Source organism: Pseudomonas sp. NY15354 (assembly GCF_048068075.1).
Taxonomy (GTDB): domain Bacteria; phylum Pseudomonadota; class Gammaproteobacteria; order Pseudomonadales; family Pseudomonadaceae; genus Aquipseudomonas; species Aquipseudomonas guariconensis_C.
The window spans coordinates 25,035-42,795 of record NZ_JBLUPV010000011.1 but is presented as its reverse complement, the minus strand read 5'-3'; the positions used below and the strand labels follow the sequence as shown (position 1 = coordinate 42,795).

At 62.6% G+C, this 17,761-nt stretch carries 16 protein-coding genes; 9 read left to right on the top strand and 7 right to left on the bottom strand.

Annotated features, from left to right (window positions below):
- Window positions 1-151 precede the first annotated feature (151 nt).
- From ACNFCH_RS13075 to minC, 4 genes are all read right to left on the bottom strand, one after another.
- Entirely contained in the window at window positions 152-832 is a 681-nt protein-coding gene (locus ACNFCH_RS13075; RefSeq protein ID WP_337157482.1) for an RluA family pseudouridine synthase, read from the bottom strand.
- A gap of 72 nt (window positions 833-904) precedes the next feature.
- The gene (minE, locus tag ACNFCH_RS13070) at window positions 905-1,159 is read right to left on the bottom strand and encodes a cell division topological specificity factor MinE (protein ID WP_043206650.1); all 255 of its coding nucleotides are present in this window, start codon (window positions 1,157-1,159) and stop codon (window positions 905-907) included.
- Window positions 1,160-1,162: 3 nt separating this feature from the next.
- Complete coding sequence (minD, locus tag ACNFCH_RS13065; RefSeq protein WP_070091680.1) at window positions 1,163-1,975, bottom strand: septum site-determining protein MinD; 813 nt, start codon at window positions 1,973-1,975, stop codon at window positions 1,163-1,165.
- Window positions 1,976-2,071: 96 nt separating this feature from the next.
- Entirely contained in the window at window positions 2,072-2,833 is a 762-nt protein-coding gene (gene minC / locus ACNFCH_RS13060; protein WP_337157483.1) for a septum site-determining protein MinC, read from the bottom strand.
- A 110-nt stretch (window positions 2,834-2,943) separates the two neighbouring features.
- On the opposite strand from minC, the gene ACNFCH_RS13055 reads away from it, so the two are divergent.
- Together ACNFCH_RS13055 and ACNFCH_RS13050 are read left to right on the top strand one after the other, a co-directional pair.
- Window positions 2,944-3,879, top strand: coding sequence for a lipid A biosynthesis lauroyl acyltransferase (locus tag ACNFCH_RS13055; RefSeq protein WP_337157484.1), 936 nt, complete (start codon window positions 2,944-2,946; stop codon window positions 3,877-3,879).
- 15 nt (window positions 3,880-3,894) lie between these two features.
- Window positions 3,895-5,052, top strand: a complete 1,158-nt coding sequence (locus tag ACNFCH_RS13050) for a patatin-like phospholipase family protein (RefSeq protein ID WP_070091677.1) — start codon at window positions 3,895-3,897, stop codon at window positions 5,050-5,052.
- A gap of 181 nt (window positions 5,053-5,233) precedes the next feature.
- On the opposite strand, the gene ACNFCH_RS13045 is transcribed toward ACNFCH_RS13050, so the two are convergent.
- Entirely contained in the window at window positions 5,234-6,049 is an 816-nt protein-coding gene (locus tag ACNFCH_RS13045) for a VacJ family lipoprotein (protein ID WP_337157485.1), read from the bottom strand.
- Window positions 6,042-7,340 carry a serine/threonine protein kinase gene (locus ACNFCH_RS13040; protein WP_337157486.1) on the bottom strand — a complete coding sequence of 433 codons (1,299 nt, stop codon included), beginning with the start codon at window positions 7,338-7,340 and terminating at the stop codon, window positions 6,042-6,044. Before ACNFCH_RS13040 ends, ACNFCH_RS13045 begins: the two co-directional genes overlap by 8 nt.
- 227 nt (window positions 7,341-7,567) lie before the next feature.
- Between ACNFCH_RS13040 and ACNFCH_RS13035 the strand changes: the two genes are divergently transcribed.
- The gene (locus ACNFCH_RS13035) at window positions 7,568-7,933 is read left to right on the top strand and encodes a hypothetical protein (RefSeq protein WP_416742944.1); all 366 of its coding nucleotides are present in this window, start codon (window positions 7,568-7,570) and stop codon (window positions 7,931-7,933) included.
- Window positions 7,934-8,019: 86 nt separating this feature from the next.
- On the opposite strand, the gene ACNFCH_RS13030 is transcribed toward ACNFCH_RS13035, so the two are convergent.
- Window positions 8,020-9,564 carry a glycosyl hydrolase family 17 protein gene (locus tag ACNFCH_RS13030; protein WP_416742943.1) on the bottom strand — a complete coding sequence of 515 codons (1,545 nt, stop codon included), beginning with the start codon at window positions 9,562-9,564 and terminating at the stop codon, window positions 8,020-8,022.
- A gap of 217 nt (window positions 9,565-9,781) precedes the next feature.
- Between ACNFCH_RS13030 and ACNFCH_RS13025 the strand changes: the two genes are divergently transcribed.
- From ACNFCH_RS13025 to ACNFCH_RS13000, 6 genes are all read left to right on the top strand, one after another.
- Complete coding sequence (locus tag ACNFCH_RS13025; protein ID WP_337157489.1) at window positions 9,782-10,642, top strand: glycine betaine ABC transporter substrate-binding protein; 861 nt, start codon at window positions 9,782-9,784, stop codon at window positions 10,640-10,642.
- Between the two features lie 222 nt (window positions 10,643-10,864).
- Window positions 10,865-11,176 carry a DUF485 domain-containing protein gene (locus tag ACNFCH_RS13020; protein WP_070091671.1) on the top strand — a complete coding sequence of 104 codons (312 nt, stop codon included), beginning with the start codon at window positions 10,865-10,867 and terminating at the stop codon, window positions 11,174-11,176.
- Window positions 11,173-12,837: a cation acetate symporter gene (locus tag ACNFCH_RS13015; RefSeq protein ID WP_070091670.1), complete on the top strand. Its 1,665-nt coding sequence runs from the start codon at window positions 11,173-11,175 to the stop codon at window positions 12,835-12,837. Before ACNFCH_RS13020 ends, ACNFCH_RS13015 begins: the two co-directional genes overlap by 4 nt.
- A gap of 393 nt (window positions 12,838-13,230) precedes the next feature.
- Complete coding sequence (locus ACNFCH_RS13010; RefSeq protein WP_337157490.1) at window positions 13,231-13,854, top strand: response regulator transcription factor; 624 nt, start codon at window positions 13,231-13,233, stop codon at window positions 13,852-13,854.
- Window positions 13,855-13,865: 11 nt separating this feature from the next.
- On the top strand, window positions 13,866-17,054 hold the full coding sequence (locus tag ACNFCH_RS13005; protein ID WP_337157491.1) for a transporter substrate-binding domain-containing protein: 3,189 nt from the start codon (window positions 13,866-13,868) through the stop codon (window positions 17,052-17,054).
- Between the two features lie 133 nt (window positions 17,055-17,187).
- On the top strand, window positions 17,188-17,670 hold the full coding sequence (locus ACNFCH_RS13000) for a CS1 type fimbrial major subunit (protein ID WP_337157492.1): 483 nt from the start codon (window positions 17,188-17,190) through the stop codon (window positions 17,668-17,670).
- The last annotated feature ends 91 nt before the right edge of the window (window positions 17,671-17,761 follow it).

Below are 17,761 nucleotides of genomic sequence, written 5' to 3'. Positions count from 1 at the left end.
CCAGACAGCAGTGGCGCGAGTTTAGCGCAGTTGCCCAGGAATTTGTGGGGCGCTCTTCGCAGGTAAACCCGCACAGGTTCTGCGGTGCTCTGCGTAACACCGTTGTATCGGTGGGTGTGGGTTTACCCGCGAAGAATCCAGCGCAGGAGGCTCAGAACGGCGCGGGGCACTCGAACTTCAACCGCTCGCCCGTCACCGGGTGGGTGAAGCTCAGCATGCTCGCATGCAGGCACAGGCGATCATGAGCCGCCAGGGCCTCGGGGTTGGCATACAGGCGATCGCCCAGCAGCGGGTGGCCGATCGACAACATGTGCACACGCAACTGGTGCGAGCGCCCGGTGATCGGGGTCAGCTCCACCCGGCAGTATTCGCCACAGCGCTCTACGACGCGCCAGAAGGTCAGGGCATGCTTGCCCTGCTCGTGGTCCACCACATGACGTGGCTTGGTCGGCGGGTCGTAGCGCAGGGGAAGGTCGATGCTGCCGCTGTCCAGCGCCGGCTGACCCCAGCACAGCGCGGTGTAGGCCTTTTCGGTTTCGCGGTCATGGAACTGGCGCGAAAGCTCGCGGTGGCTGTCGGCATCGCGGGCCAGCAGGATGATGCCGGAGGTTTCCCAGTCCAGCCGATGAACGATCAGCGCATCGGGGTAGCCGTTCTGCTGCAGGCGGGTGATCAGGCAGTCCTTGTTGTCCTCGGCGCGACCAGGCACCGACAGCAGCAGGGTCGGCTTGTTGACCACCAGGATGGCGGCGTCTTCATGGAGGATCTGGACGTTCGACAGCGGCATTGCAAAGTCTCTTTTGAAAGCACTGTGGGAGCGGACTTGTCCCACGATTACGTCAGCCTGGGCTGGCACAATCGCGGGACAAGCCCGCTCCCACAGGGGCGACCCGAAATCGCTGAATCAGCGATCGGGCAGGGTGATGTTCAGCTCCAGGATCGAGCAGCTACCCTGGTTCTCAAGCTCGATATGCACGTCGTCGCTGCCGATGTTCACGTACTTGCGGATCACTTCCAGCAGCTCTTTCTGCAGGGCTGGGAGGTAATCCGGCTCGCTACGCTGGCCGCGTTCGTGCGCCACGATGATCTGTAGACGCTCTTTCGCTACCGACGCGCTGCTTTGTTTCTGTCTGCCACGAAAGAAGTCAAAAAGGTTCATGGTTTATTTGCCTCCAAACAGGCGCGCGAAGAATCCTTGCTTCTGCACATCGATGAACCGCAGTGGCTTCTCTTTGCCCAGCAGGCGGTCGACAGTGTCGCTGTATGCCTGACCGGCATCGCTCTGGTCGTCCAGGATCACTGGAATACCTTGGTTGGAGGCCTTGAGCACGGCCTGGGACTCGGGGATCACACCCTTGAGCTTGATCGCCAGGATCTCTTCGACGTCGGCGATGCTGAGCATTTCGCCCTTTTCGACGCGCTCAGGGTGATAGCGGGTGATCAGCAGGTGTTCCTTGATCGGGTCTTCGCCGTTCTCGGAGCGGCGCGACTTGCTCGACAGGATGCCCAGCATGCGGTCGGAGTCACGAACCGAGGAGACTTCAGGGTTGGTCACCACGATGGCCTCGTCGGCGAAGTACATCGCCAGATGAGCGCCTTTCTCGATACCGGCCGGGGAGTCGCAGATGACGAAGTCGAAGGACTCCTTGAGCTCCATCAGGACCTTCTCGACGCCTTCCTGGGTCAGGGCGTCCTTGTCGCGGGTCTGGCTGGCTGCCAGCACGAACAGGTTTTCCAGGCGCTTGTCCTTGATCAGGGCCTGCTGCAGGTTGGCTTCGCCGTTGACCACGTTGACGAAGTCATACACCACGCGGCGCTCGCAGCCCATGATCAGGTCGAGGTTACGCAGACCCACGTCGAAGTCGACGATGACAGTCTTATAGCCACGCAGTGCGAGGCCGGTACCGATAGCGGCGCTGGTGGTGGTCTTGCCCACCCCCCCCTTGCCGGAAGTAACCACGAGAATCTTGGCCAAGGTGTTTCACCCCTAAATAAACGGGACGCGTGTCCCTGCAAATACAAAAAACGGCAACAGGAAAAAAGTTGCGCTAAAAATGCCGGCAAGTATCCGTTAAAGACGGGTGATGTTCAACACATCGCCGGACAGGCTGATCTGCACGCCAGCCCCCCACAGCGGGTCGCGGCGCAGGTCTTCGCAGACCTTGTACTGGCCGGCGATGGAGACCATCTCCGCGGTCATCTGCTGGCAGAAGATCCGGGCCCGGGTGTTGCCCTTGATGCCGGCCAGCGCACGACCGCGCATGGCGCCGTACACATGGATATTGCCATCGGCGAGAAGTTCCGCACCGGGGCTGACCGAGGCAGTCACGATCAGGTCGCCGCCCTGGGCGTAGATCTGTTGGCCGCCGCGTACTGGCGTGGTGATGATGCGGGTGGGGCGAACTTCAGGCTCAGCCGGTGGCGGCGGTGGGGCCGGCGCAGGTTCGGGCTTCTTCACCTCAGGCTCCGGTTCCAGTGGCCGTTCGCGCGCACCGGAGGGCGGCAACACCGGCAGGTCGATGGCGATCGCCGCGGCGATGTCCTCGATCCGGCTGGCCCGCACGGCCAGCGTGCGCAGGCCGTGGTGGCGGCACACGCGCATCAGGCCGGGCAGGTCGATCGCCCCGCTGTCGGTCGGCAGCTTGTCCAGGGCCAGCACCAAGGGGGTGTTGCTGAAGAAGTTGGGGGCCTGGGCCACTTTCGCCGCCAGTTGCCGGTCGAGGGCTTCGAGGTCGTTGCGCGCCAGTTCCAGCACAGTGATGGCAAGCATGCTGCCCTTGAGCTGGAAGACGGGTGCGGTATCGGAGGTCTGGTTGAGGCTCATGGTCTGCATAGACGGCTTGTTGCGAAAAAAGTGCCCTGACTTATAACGATAAGACCCGTTGGCCGCAACCGCAGGCGAACCGATGTAGAATGGCCACCTTTGTCTTGCCGGAAGCTTCAATGGAACGCCCGCGTTTTCGTCCGTATTTTCTTCACCCACGATTCTGGGGCCTTTGGTTGGGCCTCGGCCTGCTGTGGCTGGTGGCCCAGTTGCCCTACCGGGCCCTGCTCGCCTTGGGCCGGGCCCTGGGCGCGCTGATGTATCGGGTCGCCGGTGAGCGCCGGCGTATCGCCGCGCGCAATCTGGAGCTGTGTTTCCCCGAGCTGTCGCGCGACGAACGGCAACATCTGCTCAAGGAAAACTTCGCCTCCACCGGCATCGCCTTTTTCGAGATGGCCATGAGCTGGTGGTGGCCCAAGCCGCGCCTGGCCCGCCTGGCCCATATCGAAGGTCTGGAGCACCTGCAGGCCGCCCAGCGCGACGGTCAGGGAGCGATCCTGATGGCCGTGCACTTCACCACCCTGGAAATCGGCGCCGCCTTGTTGGGGCAGGCCCATACCATCGACGGCATGTACCGCGAACACGGCAACCCGCTGTTCGACTACGTCCAGCGCCGCGGTCGCGAGCGTCACAACCTCGATTCGCTGGCGGTGGAGCGCGACGATGTGCGTGGCATGCTCAAGCTGCTGCGTGGCGGCCGAGCCATCTGGTACGCCCCGGACCAGGACTACGGCGCCAAACAGAGTATCTTCGTGCCGTTGTTCGGCATTCAGGCCGCGACCGTCACGGCGACCACCAAATTCGCTCGCCTGGGCAAGGCCCGGGTGATCCCCTTCACCCAGAAGCGCCTGGAGGATGGCAGTGGCTATCGCCTGGTGGTCCATCCGCCGCTCGAGGACTTCCCTGGCGAGACCGAAGAGGCCGATTGCCTGCGCATCAACCAGTGGGTCGAAGGTGTGCTGCGTGAATGTCCGGAGCAATACCTGTGGGCGCACCGGCGCTTCAAGTCGCGTCCGCCAGGAGAGCCGCGGCTTTATGACAAGAAAAAACGCTGATCACGGATGACAACGATGGCTCCGCTTCCCACCACCGGGCTGATTCTTTCTGGCGGCGGCGCCCGTGCCGCCTACCAGGTGGGGGTGCTGGCCGGCATCGCCGAGCTGTTGCCGCCCGGCGCAGCCAACCCGTTCCCGGTGATCGTCGGGACCTCGGCGGGCGCCATCAATGCCGTCACCCTGGCCAGCGGGGCCACGCGCTTCACAGAGGCGGTGCAGCGCCTGACGAGCTTCTGGCAGAACTTTCGCAGCCATCTTGTGCTGCGCAGCGACTGGCCCGGTGTCATCCGCCAGGCCAGCCGCTTCGTCAGCCACAGTTTGTTGGGTGTCGGCGGCCAGGTCCCGGTGGCGCTGCTCGATAGCAGCCCGTTGCGGGGCCTGCTGCAATCCCATCTGGACCTCGATGGGATCGGCCATTCCCTGGCTGCCGAGCAATTGAGAGCCGTGGCGATCACCGCCTTCGGCTATGAGTCGGGCCAGGCGGTGACGTTCTATCAGGGGCGTGGCACCATCGAGCCTTGGTTGCGACACCGGCGAATCGGCGTTCCGACTTCCCTGACCATCGAGCACCTGCTGGCGAGCTCGGCGATCCCCTTGCTGTTCGCCCCGGTCAAGCTCGACGAGGAATACTTCGGCGACGGCGCGGTGCGCCAGTCAGCACCGATCAGCCCTGCGCTGCACCTGGGGGCCAGCCGGGTGCTGGTGGTCGGGGTCAGCGGCAACCCGCAGCGGCCTTCGGCACCGATGCCGAACCAGCGGGTGTTCAGTGGGCAGCAACCAAGCCTTGCGCAGATCGGCGCGCACATGCTCAACAGCACCTTCATCGACAGCCTCGAGGATGACATCGAGTTGCTCCAGCGCCTGAACCACCTCAGCCACTTGCTGCCTGCCCACCTGAATGCGCGGCGCCTGGGTCTGGCGCCCATCGAGGTGTTGGTGGTGGCGCCCAGTCAGCCGCTGGACGAGATCGCCGCCCGACATCGTCGTGAATTACCGGCGGCGTTGCGCCTGTTCCTGCGCGGGCCGGGAGCGACCCGTACCAGCGGCGCGGGGGTATTGAGCTATTTGCTGTTCGAGGCCAGCTACTGCAGCGAGCTGATCGAGCTGGGGCGTAAGGATGCCTTGGCCAAGCGGCGGGAGTTGTGTCAATTCCTGGGGTTGAGTCCCCCTTGACGCTGGCGAGGGCTGCGCCCTCGATTCGCGGGTAAACCCGCTCCCACAAGGTTCAGCGGTGCTCCCAATGGCATTGCTGTGCCCTCGATTTGAGGGTAAAGCTGCTCCATAGGTTTTGCGGTGCTCCCAATATCACCGCCGTAGTGGGAGCGGGTTTACCCGCGAAAAGCTCTGGGGCGCCTTACTCGGCGATCTGCAGCTTGCGCGCTTGGGTATACACGTAGCGCACCTTCTCGTACTCGAACGGCGAATTCAGCTGCCCATAGCGGAAGTTGGTGGTATAGCGCTTGTCCACCGCGCGCAGCACGGTTATCTCCGGGTGGTCGCTGCTGGCTTCAGCGACGTTAAGGTAGTTCACCTCACGTTCGCCTACGTAATCCACCGCAAGGCCGGTGGTGTCGCGCAGGTTCGACGGCCCCAGGATCGGCAGCATGATGTACGGCCCGTCAGGCACCCCATAGAAGCCCAGGGTCTGGCCGAAGTCCTCGCTCTGGCGTGGCAGGCCCATCTTGGTCGCCGGATCCCACAAGCCACCCACGCCAATGATGGTGTTGAACATCAGACGTGCGGTGATCTCGGCCGAACGCTTGACCTTGAGTTGCAACACGCTGTTGAACAGGTTGGGCACATCGCCCAGGTTGTTGAAGAAATTGCTCACCCCAGTGCGCACGAAGCGTGGGGTGACGTAGCGGTAGCCATCGACGACCGGCAACATCACCCACTGGTCGAAGCGGTAGTTGAAGTGATAGATGCGCCGGTTCATCGATTCCAGCGGGTCATAGACGTTCAGCGCGGTCAGGGTGGAGCGCTCGAACTCGCGCTGGTCGAGCCCAGGGTTGAATTTGAGCTCGCGCAGCGGGTCGAGGAAGCCGTCGGGTTCCACCGTTGGAGAGTCGATCTTGTCGGCTTCGACCACACTGGCACGGGGCGCAGTCTCGGCTGCCAGGGCGTTGCCGGTGGCGAGCAGGGCGGTGACGAGCAGCAATTTGTTAACCACGGAAGAACTCCAGCATCGCATCGCTGTTGACGCGGTAGTTGAGGTTGCCGCAATGGCCGCCATGAGGGTAGAGCGTCAGACGATCACCGAACACCTTGCGCAGGAAACCGATATCGCCGGGGCCGAGGATGACGTCGTCGGCGTTGTGCATCACGGCGATCTTTGGGCTGTCGCGCAGGTAGTCGGCCAGTGCATAGAGGCTCACCTGGTCGATCAGTTGCAGCACGCTGCCGCCATCGGTGCGGGCACGCCACATGGGGATCACCTGCTCGGTGATGTAGCACTCGAAATCGCATTGCAGTGCACGCTTGAAGAACGGCGTGAGGCTGCTGCCTTCGGTGATCGGGAACTTGGGTGGAATGATCAAGCCGCGGCGGTTGACCAGGTCGGAGGTGAAGGCGATGTCGGCCGCCGAGAAGCGGAACGAGGTGCCGATCAGCATGGCCATCTGTTCGTTGGACAAGTGCTGGCGCGACTTCTGGAAGTCGTAGAGCAGCGCCTCGTTGAGGTCGATGTAGCCCTTTTGCTGGAAATACAGGGTGAGCTTTTCCAGCATCAGTTCATAGAACGTGGTGCTGTGATCGATGCCCTTGACCCGGGTCTGCACCAGCTTGTCCAGGTTGCTGACCGAGGTATACAGGTTGACCGGTGGGTTGAGCAGCAGCACACGCTTGAAGTTGAAGCTGCGTCGGGTTTCGTCCAGGTGGCTGACGAAGGCTGCGTCGAGGGCGCCGAGGCTGTAGCCGGTGAGGTAGAACTCGCTTACCGGCAGGTGGGGGTGCTGGGCGCGTACGGCCTGCATGACACGATACAGATCCTCGGCATCGTCCTTGCTCACGCCTGGGGTGGCAAAGCGCGAGGCGGCGCTCATGAAGTCCCAGCTGGTGGGCGAGGACAATTGCACGACATGAAAGCCCGCCTGGTAGAAAAGCTTCTTGAGGTATTCGTTGATGCTGCTGGTATAGGGCGCGCCGGTGCCGGCAATGAGGAAGATCAGCGGCGCCTCGTGATCCTGGCGGGCCAGGCGGTACTTGAGCTTGCGTACCGGCCAGAAGTTGTCCGGCAGGGTGAAGGCGCGATCCGGACGCAGGTTGAGGCTGTAGTCGGATTGGCTGATGTCCTCGTCGTTGGGCAGCGTCGGGCGCTGCTCCGGCGGCGTGGTGGCGATGGTGGCCTCGAACGGATTGGTCAGCGGATAGCCATAGCTCGCGGCGTCGATATCCCGCGCCGAGGCGGCTGTGGCCAGGAGCAGGCCGCAGAGCAAGGCAACGAGGCGCAAGGGTCGAAGCATGGAAATCCCCCAGGAAAAGTACGTAAAGGCAAAGCGCTAGCTAAGACCATGAATAACACGGCAAAGTTGCCTGCCGCCCCTTTGTTTGTCGTGCCAGATATTGCGCCGACGGTCTACGGCGCGGCAAAGAGACATGCTTCGAACATAGCCGCCAATGACGGTTTTTGCCTTGCAGGATAAGCGAGGGCGATTATGCTGGCGTTCGTTTTCAACCGTTTGGAGTCCCCATGGCCCGCTCGCTGCCCATTGCCTTGTTGCTGCTGTTGCTGTCGGTGTGGCTGGCCGCCAGCTATGGCGTGCGCTATGGGCTGATGGAGGATGCCCGATGGGTCGGGCTGTGCAGCGCGTCGCAGGGGTACTGGCAATGCCAGGTGCGCTCGTTGCTGGGCTTGGGCATCCATCATCAGGTGCTGGCCTGGGGCGCGTTGGGCGTTTCGCTGCTGGCGCTGTGGGTGCCGGGGCGGAGCGGGCGGGTGCTGGCTGTGTTGGGGTTGCTGTTCGGGATTCCGGCCTTGGTGCTGTACACCGCGAGCATTGCGGTGTTCGCCGTGGTGCTTGCGGGGTTGCGGCTGGTTCGGCAGCCCGCGATCTAGCTCATCGCCGGGAGACCTCGTTCGCGGATAAACCCGCTTCCACACGAATCACCGCCTGCCTTGTGGGTTTACCCGCGAACGCGATTTCAGCCTTTGCGCAGACTGCGCCACAACGCTGCGACCATCGCCGTGCTGACGACCGCCCACCCCCAGGCCTGCACGTTGCTCAACCCTTCGATGAACAGCTGCGGCGCTATCCCGGCTCCGACAATGAACGCCAGCAACGCGATCTCGGCCTTGGGCGCCGCCACGGGGCGTGCGAGGTAGACCACTGCCGGCAACACCAGCGCCGCCGTGGGGAAACTGCGATAACGCGGGTCGAACACCATCGCCAGCATGCTGACCGCCGCAGCGAAGCCCGCCGCCAGCAGCCACCATCGGGCATGACGCTCCAGCCAGGCGAACAGACGCTGGCGCCAGCCTTCGCGTGCGGCCAGCGCCAGCGCGGCATGCGCCAGCACCACCAGGTTGAGGCCCACCAGCAGCGCTGCCCATGCCCACTCACCGCCAAAGCGCGCATTCGTGCGCACCAGCTCGCCCCATAAGCCCAGGCTCGCGGCACCCAGCGCGGCCAGCAGCGGCAGCAGTACGGCGGCGCGTCGATTCCCAGGTCGTCCCGCCAGCAGCAAGGTCACGGCAAACAGCAGGACGCCCGCCAGCCACCACTGCGGCCAGTACGGCAGATTGCTCACAGGGCCTTCGAGCACGCCTTTATCCTGCCGATCGGCGTCGTACAGCCCCCAATAACCGCCGACCGCCCCCTCGCTGGCGCGTTTCCAGGGCTGGTCGAAGGCTTCGATCAGGTTGTAGCGCCAGCCGTTGGCTTCGGCCAGGGCAACGAAAGCACGGATGAAGCGTGCTTCGTTGGTTCGGCTCGGCGTGGCGGTTTCACGTTGGCGCCCTTCACTGGGCCAGCCGGTCTCGCCGATGAGAATGTCCTTGGGGGCAAAGCGTTCGCCAAACTGTCGGCGCACATCGGCCACATGGGCCAAGGCGTCATCGATACCGCGTGGGTCATCTTCCCAGTAGGGCAGCAGGTGAATGGTGAGGAAGTCCACTGCCGGTGCTATCTGTGGATGCTGCAACCAGAACTCCCAGACATCGGCATAGGTCACCGGTACCTTCACCTGGCTTTTGACCCGGGCGATCAAGCTGGCCAGGCGTTCGCCCGTCACTTCTTTGCGCAGCAACGCCTCGTTGCCCACGATCACTGCGCTGACCACGTCCGGGTTGGCATTGGCCGAGGCGATCAGTGCATCGACTTCTTTGTCGGTGTCCACCGGGTTGGCATTGACCCAGGCGCCGAGCATCACTTTCAGCCCATGTTTGCGCGCCAGCGCCGGAATCGCCTCAAGACCGGTCATCGAATAGGTGCGGATGCACTGGAATCGCTCGGCCAGCAGCGCAAGGTCGGCGTCCATGCGTGCCGGGCGCAAGCGGAAAGGCTGGTCGAATGGCGACTGGTCCTTGTCGAACGGCGTGTAGGACGCGCACTGCAATTTGTGCGTCGGGCTGGCCGCATCGGGCAGGTGCACAGGCTTGCCAAGCCCGTACCAGAGCGCGCCGAGCCCGACCAGGGCGAACAGGCAGGCGAACAGGTAGAGGGGCAGAAGGCGTGTGCTGCTGGGCATCGGGCGGTCCGTCGTCAGGCGCAAAGGGCTAGATGATAGCCGCAAACGCTCTAGATCAAGCATCGGCCATGCAAGGATCACGCAGAACGCGTGATGGGGCTGGCATTGATGGCGAATTGCTGTCGTTTATCGTGTGGTAAAGGTCGTGCTCAGAGCAGGTCAGCTATGGTGTGAGGATGATGATGCAACTTCCGAGACCTGACGAGGGGATGCTTTGATGGCTACGTTTACAAGAATGCGACGTTTCCTGGGTGTGGGGACAGCCCTGGTTTTGACCATGAGCGCTGCACAGGCAATGGCCAAAGAAGTAAGCATAGGTTACGTGGATGGTTGGTCCGACAGTGTGGCAACCACCTATGTGGCCGCCGAAGTGATCAAGCAGAAACTCGGTTATGACGTGGACCTCAAGCCCGTCGCCACCGGCATCATGTGGCAGGGTGTGGCCACCGGCAAGCTCGATGCGATGCTGTCGGCCTGGCTGCCGGTCACTCACGGGGAATATTGGGGCAAGAACAAGGACAAGGTGGTCGACTACGGCCCCAACTTCAGGGATGCAAAGATCGGCCTGATCGTGCCGGAGTACGTCAAGGCCACCAGCATTGCCGACCTCAAGACCGATGAAAGCTTCAAGCACAAGATCGTCGGCATCGATGCCGGCTCTGGCGTGATGCTCAAGACCGACCAGGCCATCAAGGACTACGCCCTGGACGGCTACAAACTGCAAGCCAGTTCCGGCGCGGCGATGACCGCCGAACTGGGCCGTGCCTACGCCAAGCAGCAGTCCATTGCCGTGACCGGCTGGGTGCCGCACTGGATGTTCGCCAAATGGAAACTCAAGTTCCTTGAAGATCCAAAAGGCGTGTATGGCGCTGCCGAAACCGTCAACAGCATCGGCAGCAAAGAGCTGGCGACCAAGGCGCCGGAAGTGGCCGAGTTCCTGAAGAACTTCCACTGGCAGTCCAAGGATGAGATCGGCGAAGTCATGCTGGCCATCCAGGAAGGTGCCAAGCCTGATGCTGCGGCCAAGGACTGGGTTGCCAAACACCCTGAGCGCGTGAAGGAGTGGACCGGCAAGTAAATACCCTCTCGGGGCTGTCCTGCTGTTTCACCGGTAAACCCGCTCCCGTAGGTTTGCATAGGCGTCGAATCCTGTGCTGAATCTGGGGGAGCGGGTTTACTTTGTTACGCAATCTGCAAAACACCGTTGCATCTAAGACTAAGGTCGTCTGGTTGGCGTCCAGCGGCGGCATAAAGTAAGGGCGGGTTCTCCCTTATTTGCGTTGCTGCTAGGACAAAAACAATGAACGACAGCATCTACCAATCGATACAGAACAGTCCGCGCTTCAAGGAGCTGGTCACCAAGCGAGAGCGTTTCGCCTGGATCCTCTCGGCGATCATGCTCGGTCTCTATTGCAGCTTCATCCTCCTCATCGCCTATGGCCCGCAGATACTGGGTACCAAGCTCAGTCCCGATTCGTCGATCACCTGGGGCATTCCCCTGGGCGTCGGTCTGATCGTTGCGGCGTTTGTCCTGACCGCTATCTATGTGCGTCGCGCCAATGGCGAATTCGATGAGCTGAACAAAGAGATCCTGAAGGAGGCGCAACAATGATCCGCCAAGCCAAAGCCCTGGCCGTCCTGGCCTGCGGTGCTTTCGCACCCGCCGTGTGGGCCGCCGATGCCCTGACCGGCGAGGTGCACAAGCAGCCGCTCAACGTCTCGGCGATCGCCATGTTCGTGGCCTTCGTCGCCTTTACCCTGTGCATTACCTACTGGGCCTCCAAACGCAACAAGTCGGCCTCGGACTACTATGCCGCGGGCGGTCGCATCACAGGCTTCCAGAACGGCCTGGCGATCGCCGGTGACTACATGTCGGCCGCCTCCTTCCTGGGAATTTCCGCTCTGGTGTTCACCTCCGGCTATGACGGCCTGATCTATTCGATCGGTTTCCTGGTCGGCTGGCCGATCATCCTGTTCCTGATCGCCGAACGCCTGCGCAATCTGGGCAAGTACACCTTCGCCGACGTGGCCTCCTATCGCCTTGGGCAGAAGGAAATCCGCACGCTGTCGGCTTCCGGGTCGCTGGTGGTCGTGGCGTTCTACCTGATCGCCCAGATGGTCGGTGCCGGCAAGCTGATCCAACTGCTGTTCGGCCTGGACTACCACGTCGCGGTGATCCTGGTGGGTATCCTGATGTGCCTGTACGTGCTGTTCGGCGGCATGCTGGCCACCACCTGGGTCCAGATCATCAAGGCGGTGCTGCTGCTCTCCGGTGCCAGCTTCATGGCGCTGATGGTAATGAAGCACGTGGGCTTTGACTTCAACACCCTGTTCTCCGAGGCGATCAAGGTCCACGCCAAGGGCGAGGCGATCATGAGCCCCGGCGGCCTGGTCAAGGACCCGATCTCGGCGTTCTCCCTGGGCCTGGCGCTGATGTTCGGTACCGCCGGCCTGCCGCACATCCTGATGCGCTTCTTCACCGTCAGCGACGCCAAGGAAGCGCGCAAGAGCGTGCTCTACGCCACCGGTTTCATCGGCTACTTCTACATCCTGACCTTCATCATCGGCTTCGGCGCGATCCTGCTGGTCAGCACCAACCCGGACTTCAAGGACGCCGCTGGCGCCCTGATCGGCGGCAACAACATGGCGGCGGTGCACCTGGCCAATGCCGTGGGCGGTAGCGTGTTCCTGGGCTTCATCTCGGCGGTCGCCTTCGCCACCATCCTGGCCGTGGTCGCGGGCCTGACCCTGGCCGGTGCCTCGGCGGTCTCCCATGACCTGTACGCCAGCGTATGGCGCAAGGGCAAGGCCAACGACAAGGATGAGATCCGCGTGTCGAAGATCACCACCATCGCCCTGGGCGTGCTGGCGATCGGCCTGGGCATCCTGTTCGAAAACCAGAACATCGCCTTCATGGTGGGCCTGGCCTTCTCCATCGCCGCCAGCTGCAACTTCCCGGTGCTGCTGCTCTCGATGTACTGGAAGAAACTCACCACCCGTGGCGCCATGATCGGTGGCTGGATGGGCCTGGTCAGTGCGGTCGGCCTGATGATCCTCGGCCCGACCATCTGGGTGCAGATCCTCGGCCACGAAAAAGCCATCTACCCGTACGAGTACCCGGCGCTGTTCTCCATGCTCATCGCCTTTGCCGGTATCTGGTTCTTCTCGGTGACCGACAAGTCCAAGGCCGCTGAAGACGAGCGCGCGCTGTTCTTCCCGCAGTTCGTCCGCTCGCAGACGGGTCTGGGGGCCAGTGGCGCGGTTTCCCACTGAGGCCTTTTCTCTGCTGCCATGACGCCCCGCTAGTCGGGGCGTTTTCATTGGCTATGAGAAATTTCGCAATGGCATAGGACGTTTCGCAGTTTCGTTGGGACCAGTCTCGTTAAAAACGTAGGCCGGATTGCCCACACTTCTCGCTTCTACCCGTATTCCGGCAAAGCCGATTGACGACTTCATGGGCGCTTTTTTCACGCTGAAGCCCATCGGTTGATTGATGGCTGGATGTAGGAGTCGACTTACATATCCAGGGGATATTTCCTATTGGGTTTGGGAGGCGTCCGACTATTCATATGCGTCAATCAGCGAACAATAGGTCCAGTGATAGTCAATTGGCCACTATCGGACTTCTGCAAAGGCCAACTGCTGATTTGTAAAGGATGACACTCCATGAAAGTTGTGATCGTGGACGACCACCCCTTCATCCGTTCCAGCGTGAGCATGCAGCTTCGCCAGGACAGGCTCGAGGTGGTCGGCCAGGCGGACAACGGCGTCGATGCCGTGCGCCTGGTGCGCGAGCATGTGCCGGATCTGGTGGTGCTGGATCTTGTGCTGCCCGACATGGACGGCCTGCAGGTTCTGCTCCGGATTCGGGAAATGCCACAGCCACCGAAGGTCCTGGTGCTCACCTCGCACCTGGCCGATTATTTTTCGTTGCGGTGCATGCGGGCAGGGGCTTCGGGGTTTCTGTCCAAGAGCGACAATCTCGATGAGCTGAGCAAGGCTGTGCTGGCCCTGCGTTCCGGTTACAGCTATTTCCCGGATGTGTCGTACAGCTCCGTCAACCACAAGGACATGATCACCACCGAAGCCCAACGCATCGCCGCGCTCAGCGATCGTGAAGTGATCATTTTCCAGTACCTGGCGCGTGGCATGAGCAACAAGGCCATTGGCGAATTGATGCTGATCAGCAACAAAACGGTCAGTACCTACAAGACACGCCTGCTGGAAAAACTCAGGGTGAGCTCGCTGATCGAGCTAGCCGACCTCGCTCGCCGCAACCAGCTCATCTAGAACATTCCTCCGTGCCCTTACGTCTTTTACTGGCGGCGTTGCTGTATTGCATCGCCGTCACCGTCGCCCATGGTGCTCCACAGCTCAACACGCATCCCTTTGCCGAAGGTGCGCGGCCGGACCTGGACAATCGACAGCTTCGTTGGTTGTGGGAACGTCGTACCCTGCGCCTGGGTGTGATCGATCGAGAGAACCCTCCGTTCGAAATCCTCGGCACAGGCTTGTCTTTCGAAGGTATCACCGCCGATTACGCCAGCCTGCTGGCCGCCCAGTTGCGGCTACAGGTGAAGGTCGAGGTGTTCTCCTCGCTCGACAGTGCGGTCAAGGGCTTGCGCGAGGGGGATATCGACCTGCTCGGTTCGATGACGATGGAGCAGGCCAGGGCGTGGGGGCTGCGGTTGTCTCGGCCCTATGTCAATGATGCCCCCACCTTGCTGGCGCCGACCCTGCGTGCGCCCCTGGACGCCAGGCAGCCTGTGCGGTTGGCGATGGTCGATGGCTATCGGGAACCGGATCAGGTGGAGCAGGCCATGCCCCAGACCCAATTGCACACCTATCCATCGCCAGCGAGCGCCTTGGCCGCGCTGGCGCTCGATCAGGCCGACTTGTATCTGGGCAGTGCGCTGGGTGTGCGTTATGTGTTGGGCCGCAACCCGTCGGGTGGTTTCGAGGAGATTGGGCGTGCCAACCTGCCTGAGCAGATGCTCGGCTTTGCCATGGCCGAGGACGGCAGCCCCTTGGCGGACCTGGTCGATACCGCCTTGGACAGCCTCTCGGTGTCCCAGCGCCTGGAAGTGAGCAAGCGCTGGCGGCCCACGCTGATCGACAGCCATCATCCCGAACCCCTGCAGTTGAGCGTTGCCGAGCAGCTCTGGCTGCGTGACAACCCACGCGTGACGGTTCTGGCCGACGAGCATCTGGTGCCGTTGAGCTATCACGACGCCAATGGCAACTGGCGTGGCATGAGCCTGGACATCCTACGGTTGATCGAGCGTCGCACCGGCTTGCAGTTCGATGTTCGCCCCGGCGGCACCATCGAGCGCATGATCGATCAACTGCGCCAAGGGCAGGCGCAGATGATCGCTGGCTTGCCCGATAGCCCTGGGCGCCGTCGGCATTTGAGCTTCAGTCGCGCCTACCTGAGTGCGCCGCGGGTATTGGTGACGCGCGACGAGCCTCAGGCGCCGACAGCGCTTGCCCAGCTGCAGGGGCAGCGATTGGCGTTGATCCAGGGCAGCGCGGTACAGGATGAGCTGCGCCAACACTATCCAAGGCTGCGTCCGCTGAGCGTCGCCACCCCTTTGGAGGCCCTGCATGCGGTGGCCAAAGGCAAGGCCGCCGCTGCGGTGCTTACCCTCGACGATGCCCGGCCCCTGATCATTCGCTGGTACCCGGGGCGCTTGAAGATCGGCGCCAGCCTGGCACTGCCGCCAGTGCATTTCGCCTTGGCGAGCCTTCGCGGGGCGACAGAGCTGCAAGGCATCATCAACAAGGCCATGTTCAGCCTGGCCCCGCAGGAAATCGACGCGCTGGTGCGTCGCTGGCGCAACCCGATGATCGTGGCCGACGGCAACTGGCCCCGTTACCGGGCCAAGGTGGTGGCAGGCTTTGCCGTGATCGTCGTACTGCTGGCCATGGCGTTGCTGTGGGTCCGGTACCTGCGGCGCCTGCACTTGCAACTGCGGGGTGCCAAGCAGGACGCCGAGCAGGCCAATCAGGCCAAGACCCACTTTCTGGCCACCATGAGCCATGAAATCCGCACGCCGTTGCATGCGGTGCAGGGCATGCTCGAACTGGCCCAGCGCAAGGCCGCCCAAGGGGTGCTCGATCGGCTGGCCATCGAGGTTGCCAGCGATGCGGCACGCGGTCTGCTGGAGCTGATAGGCGACATACTCGATATCACGCGCATCGAGTCCGGGCACCTGCAACTGGTGGTCGAGCGGGTTCGTCTGGATGAACAGGTCGCCCGGGTCGTGCAGCTCTTTCAGCAGCAGGCCAAAGGCAAGGATCTGGAGTTGCTGCTGGACATGCATGGTCCGGTCGATGCGCAAGTGATGCTCGACCCACTGCGGTTCAAGCAAGTGCTGGCGAACCTGTTGAGCAATGCGGTCAAGTTCACCCCGCAAGGCCATGTACGGGTGCGGGTGTGGGCACGACAGCAAGCGATGAGGCTGCTGGTCGAGCTGCATGTGGAGGACACCGGCATCGGCATCGATGCTGCCGAACTGGACGCGCTCGGCCAGCCCTTCCGCCAGGCCAGCAATCAGCGGCAATCGGCCCGCTGCAGCGCAGGCCTCGGCCTGGGCATCAGCCGCAGCCTCTGCCAGATGATGGGGGGCGATCTCACATTGCACAGCGTTCTGGGGCAGGGGACACGTGTGGAGCTGAACCTTGACCTGGCGCTGGCACCTGAGCGCGAGCAGGCCCTGCCCGCAAGTGCGCCGCCGGCCCAGGCGGGTGAACAGCGTTTGCGGGTGCTGGTGGTCGATGACTATCCGGCCAATCGCCTGTTGCTAGCCCAGCAACTGGACTTTCTCGGTCACCATGCCCGGGTCGCAGAGGATGGCTCGCAGGCGCTGCGCCTGTGGCTCAAGGAACACTTCGACGTGGTGATCAGCGACTGCAACATGCCGCAGCTCAATGGCTACGCCTTGGCGCGGGCCATACGCGAACACGAGCGTCGCAGCGGCCGGTCGCGCTGTCGCTTGATCGGCCTGACGGCCAGCGCCATGGCGCGGGAGCGACGACGGTGCCGGGCGGTGGGCATGGATGATTGCCTGTTCAAGCCGCTCGGCCTGGATAGCCTGCAACGGGCGTTGGCCGATGGCATGCGCCAGCAGGGCGCCGAGCAACCCATGCTCGACCTCGAACACCTGCAGCGCCTGGTCAACCGGGACCAGGCCGCGCTCAAGGCTTTGCTGGGCGATCTGCGCAGCAGCAATCGCGAGGATCTGCAGCGCCTGGAAGCTGTGGGCAACGATGCATCCGCGTTGTCGGAGCTGGCTCATCGCGTCAAGGGTGGCGCCAGGATCGCCCGGGCTGATCGACTGTATGAGCGGTGCGAACAGCTCGAGCGCAGTTGTGCCACGCAACCGGTGGATGTCGCGCGCCTGCAGCGCGATGTCCAGGCGCTGCGCCGGGTTATGGTGCAGCTGGAGCAGCAATTGGCGAGGCTCCCAGCCCGCGGTTTTCAAGGCTGAGCGCCACGTATGAAATTTCTACAATACGCTCGGAGCGGTCCTGCATATACACGTACAGCGCTTGTTGATAATTCACTCCGTCAGCGGCGAACTGCCGAGATGACATTTCAGATTTTTCAAGGAGATGAATGGAATGAAAGCGCGTTTTCTGGCTATCCCTTTTCTGGCACTGGCCGCAGGTTCGGTAACGGCCGCTGAGACGATCGAGAAGCAGATCCAGGTCGTGGCCCAGGTGCCGACCGAGAAGTTCTTTGTCGAGCCAGTCGGCAACTGGATGGATGATCCGCAAGCGCTCACCTGGAACCCACAGCGTGAAGACTTCAGCGATATTCGTCGTCAGTTCCAGGCCAAGAGCACCATCGGTCCGGTGACGGCCTTCCTGCTCAACCAGCCAGAGGTCGTCAGCGGCATCGACAAGTTCGATCTCAGTGTCACCCTGGCTGGCAAGGCGCTGGGCCTTACGCCTGTTCCGCTGCTGACCAAAGAGCAGGCCGCTGCCGGCACCACCATGGATTTCGTCGTCAGCGCGGTGAAGCCAACCGGTGGTTACAAGCCAGGCTCCTACCAGGGCATGGTCAACATGATGTTCGAAAGCGAAGCCCCAGGCGGCGCCTGATCCCTCTCTGCGGCACACCGCACTCCCTCTTCATTGCCTCCCTCCGCTGCTCGATATCCTTCGGGCGGCAGGGGGTAGGCTTTGCCTGCGG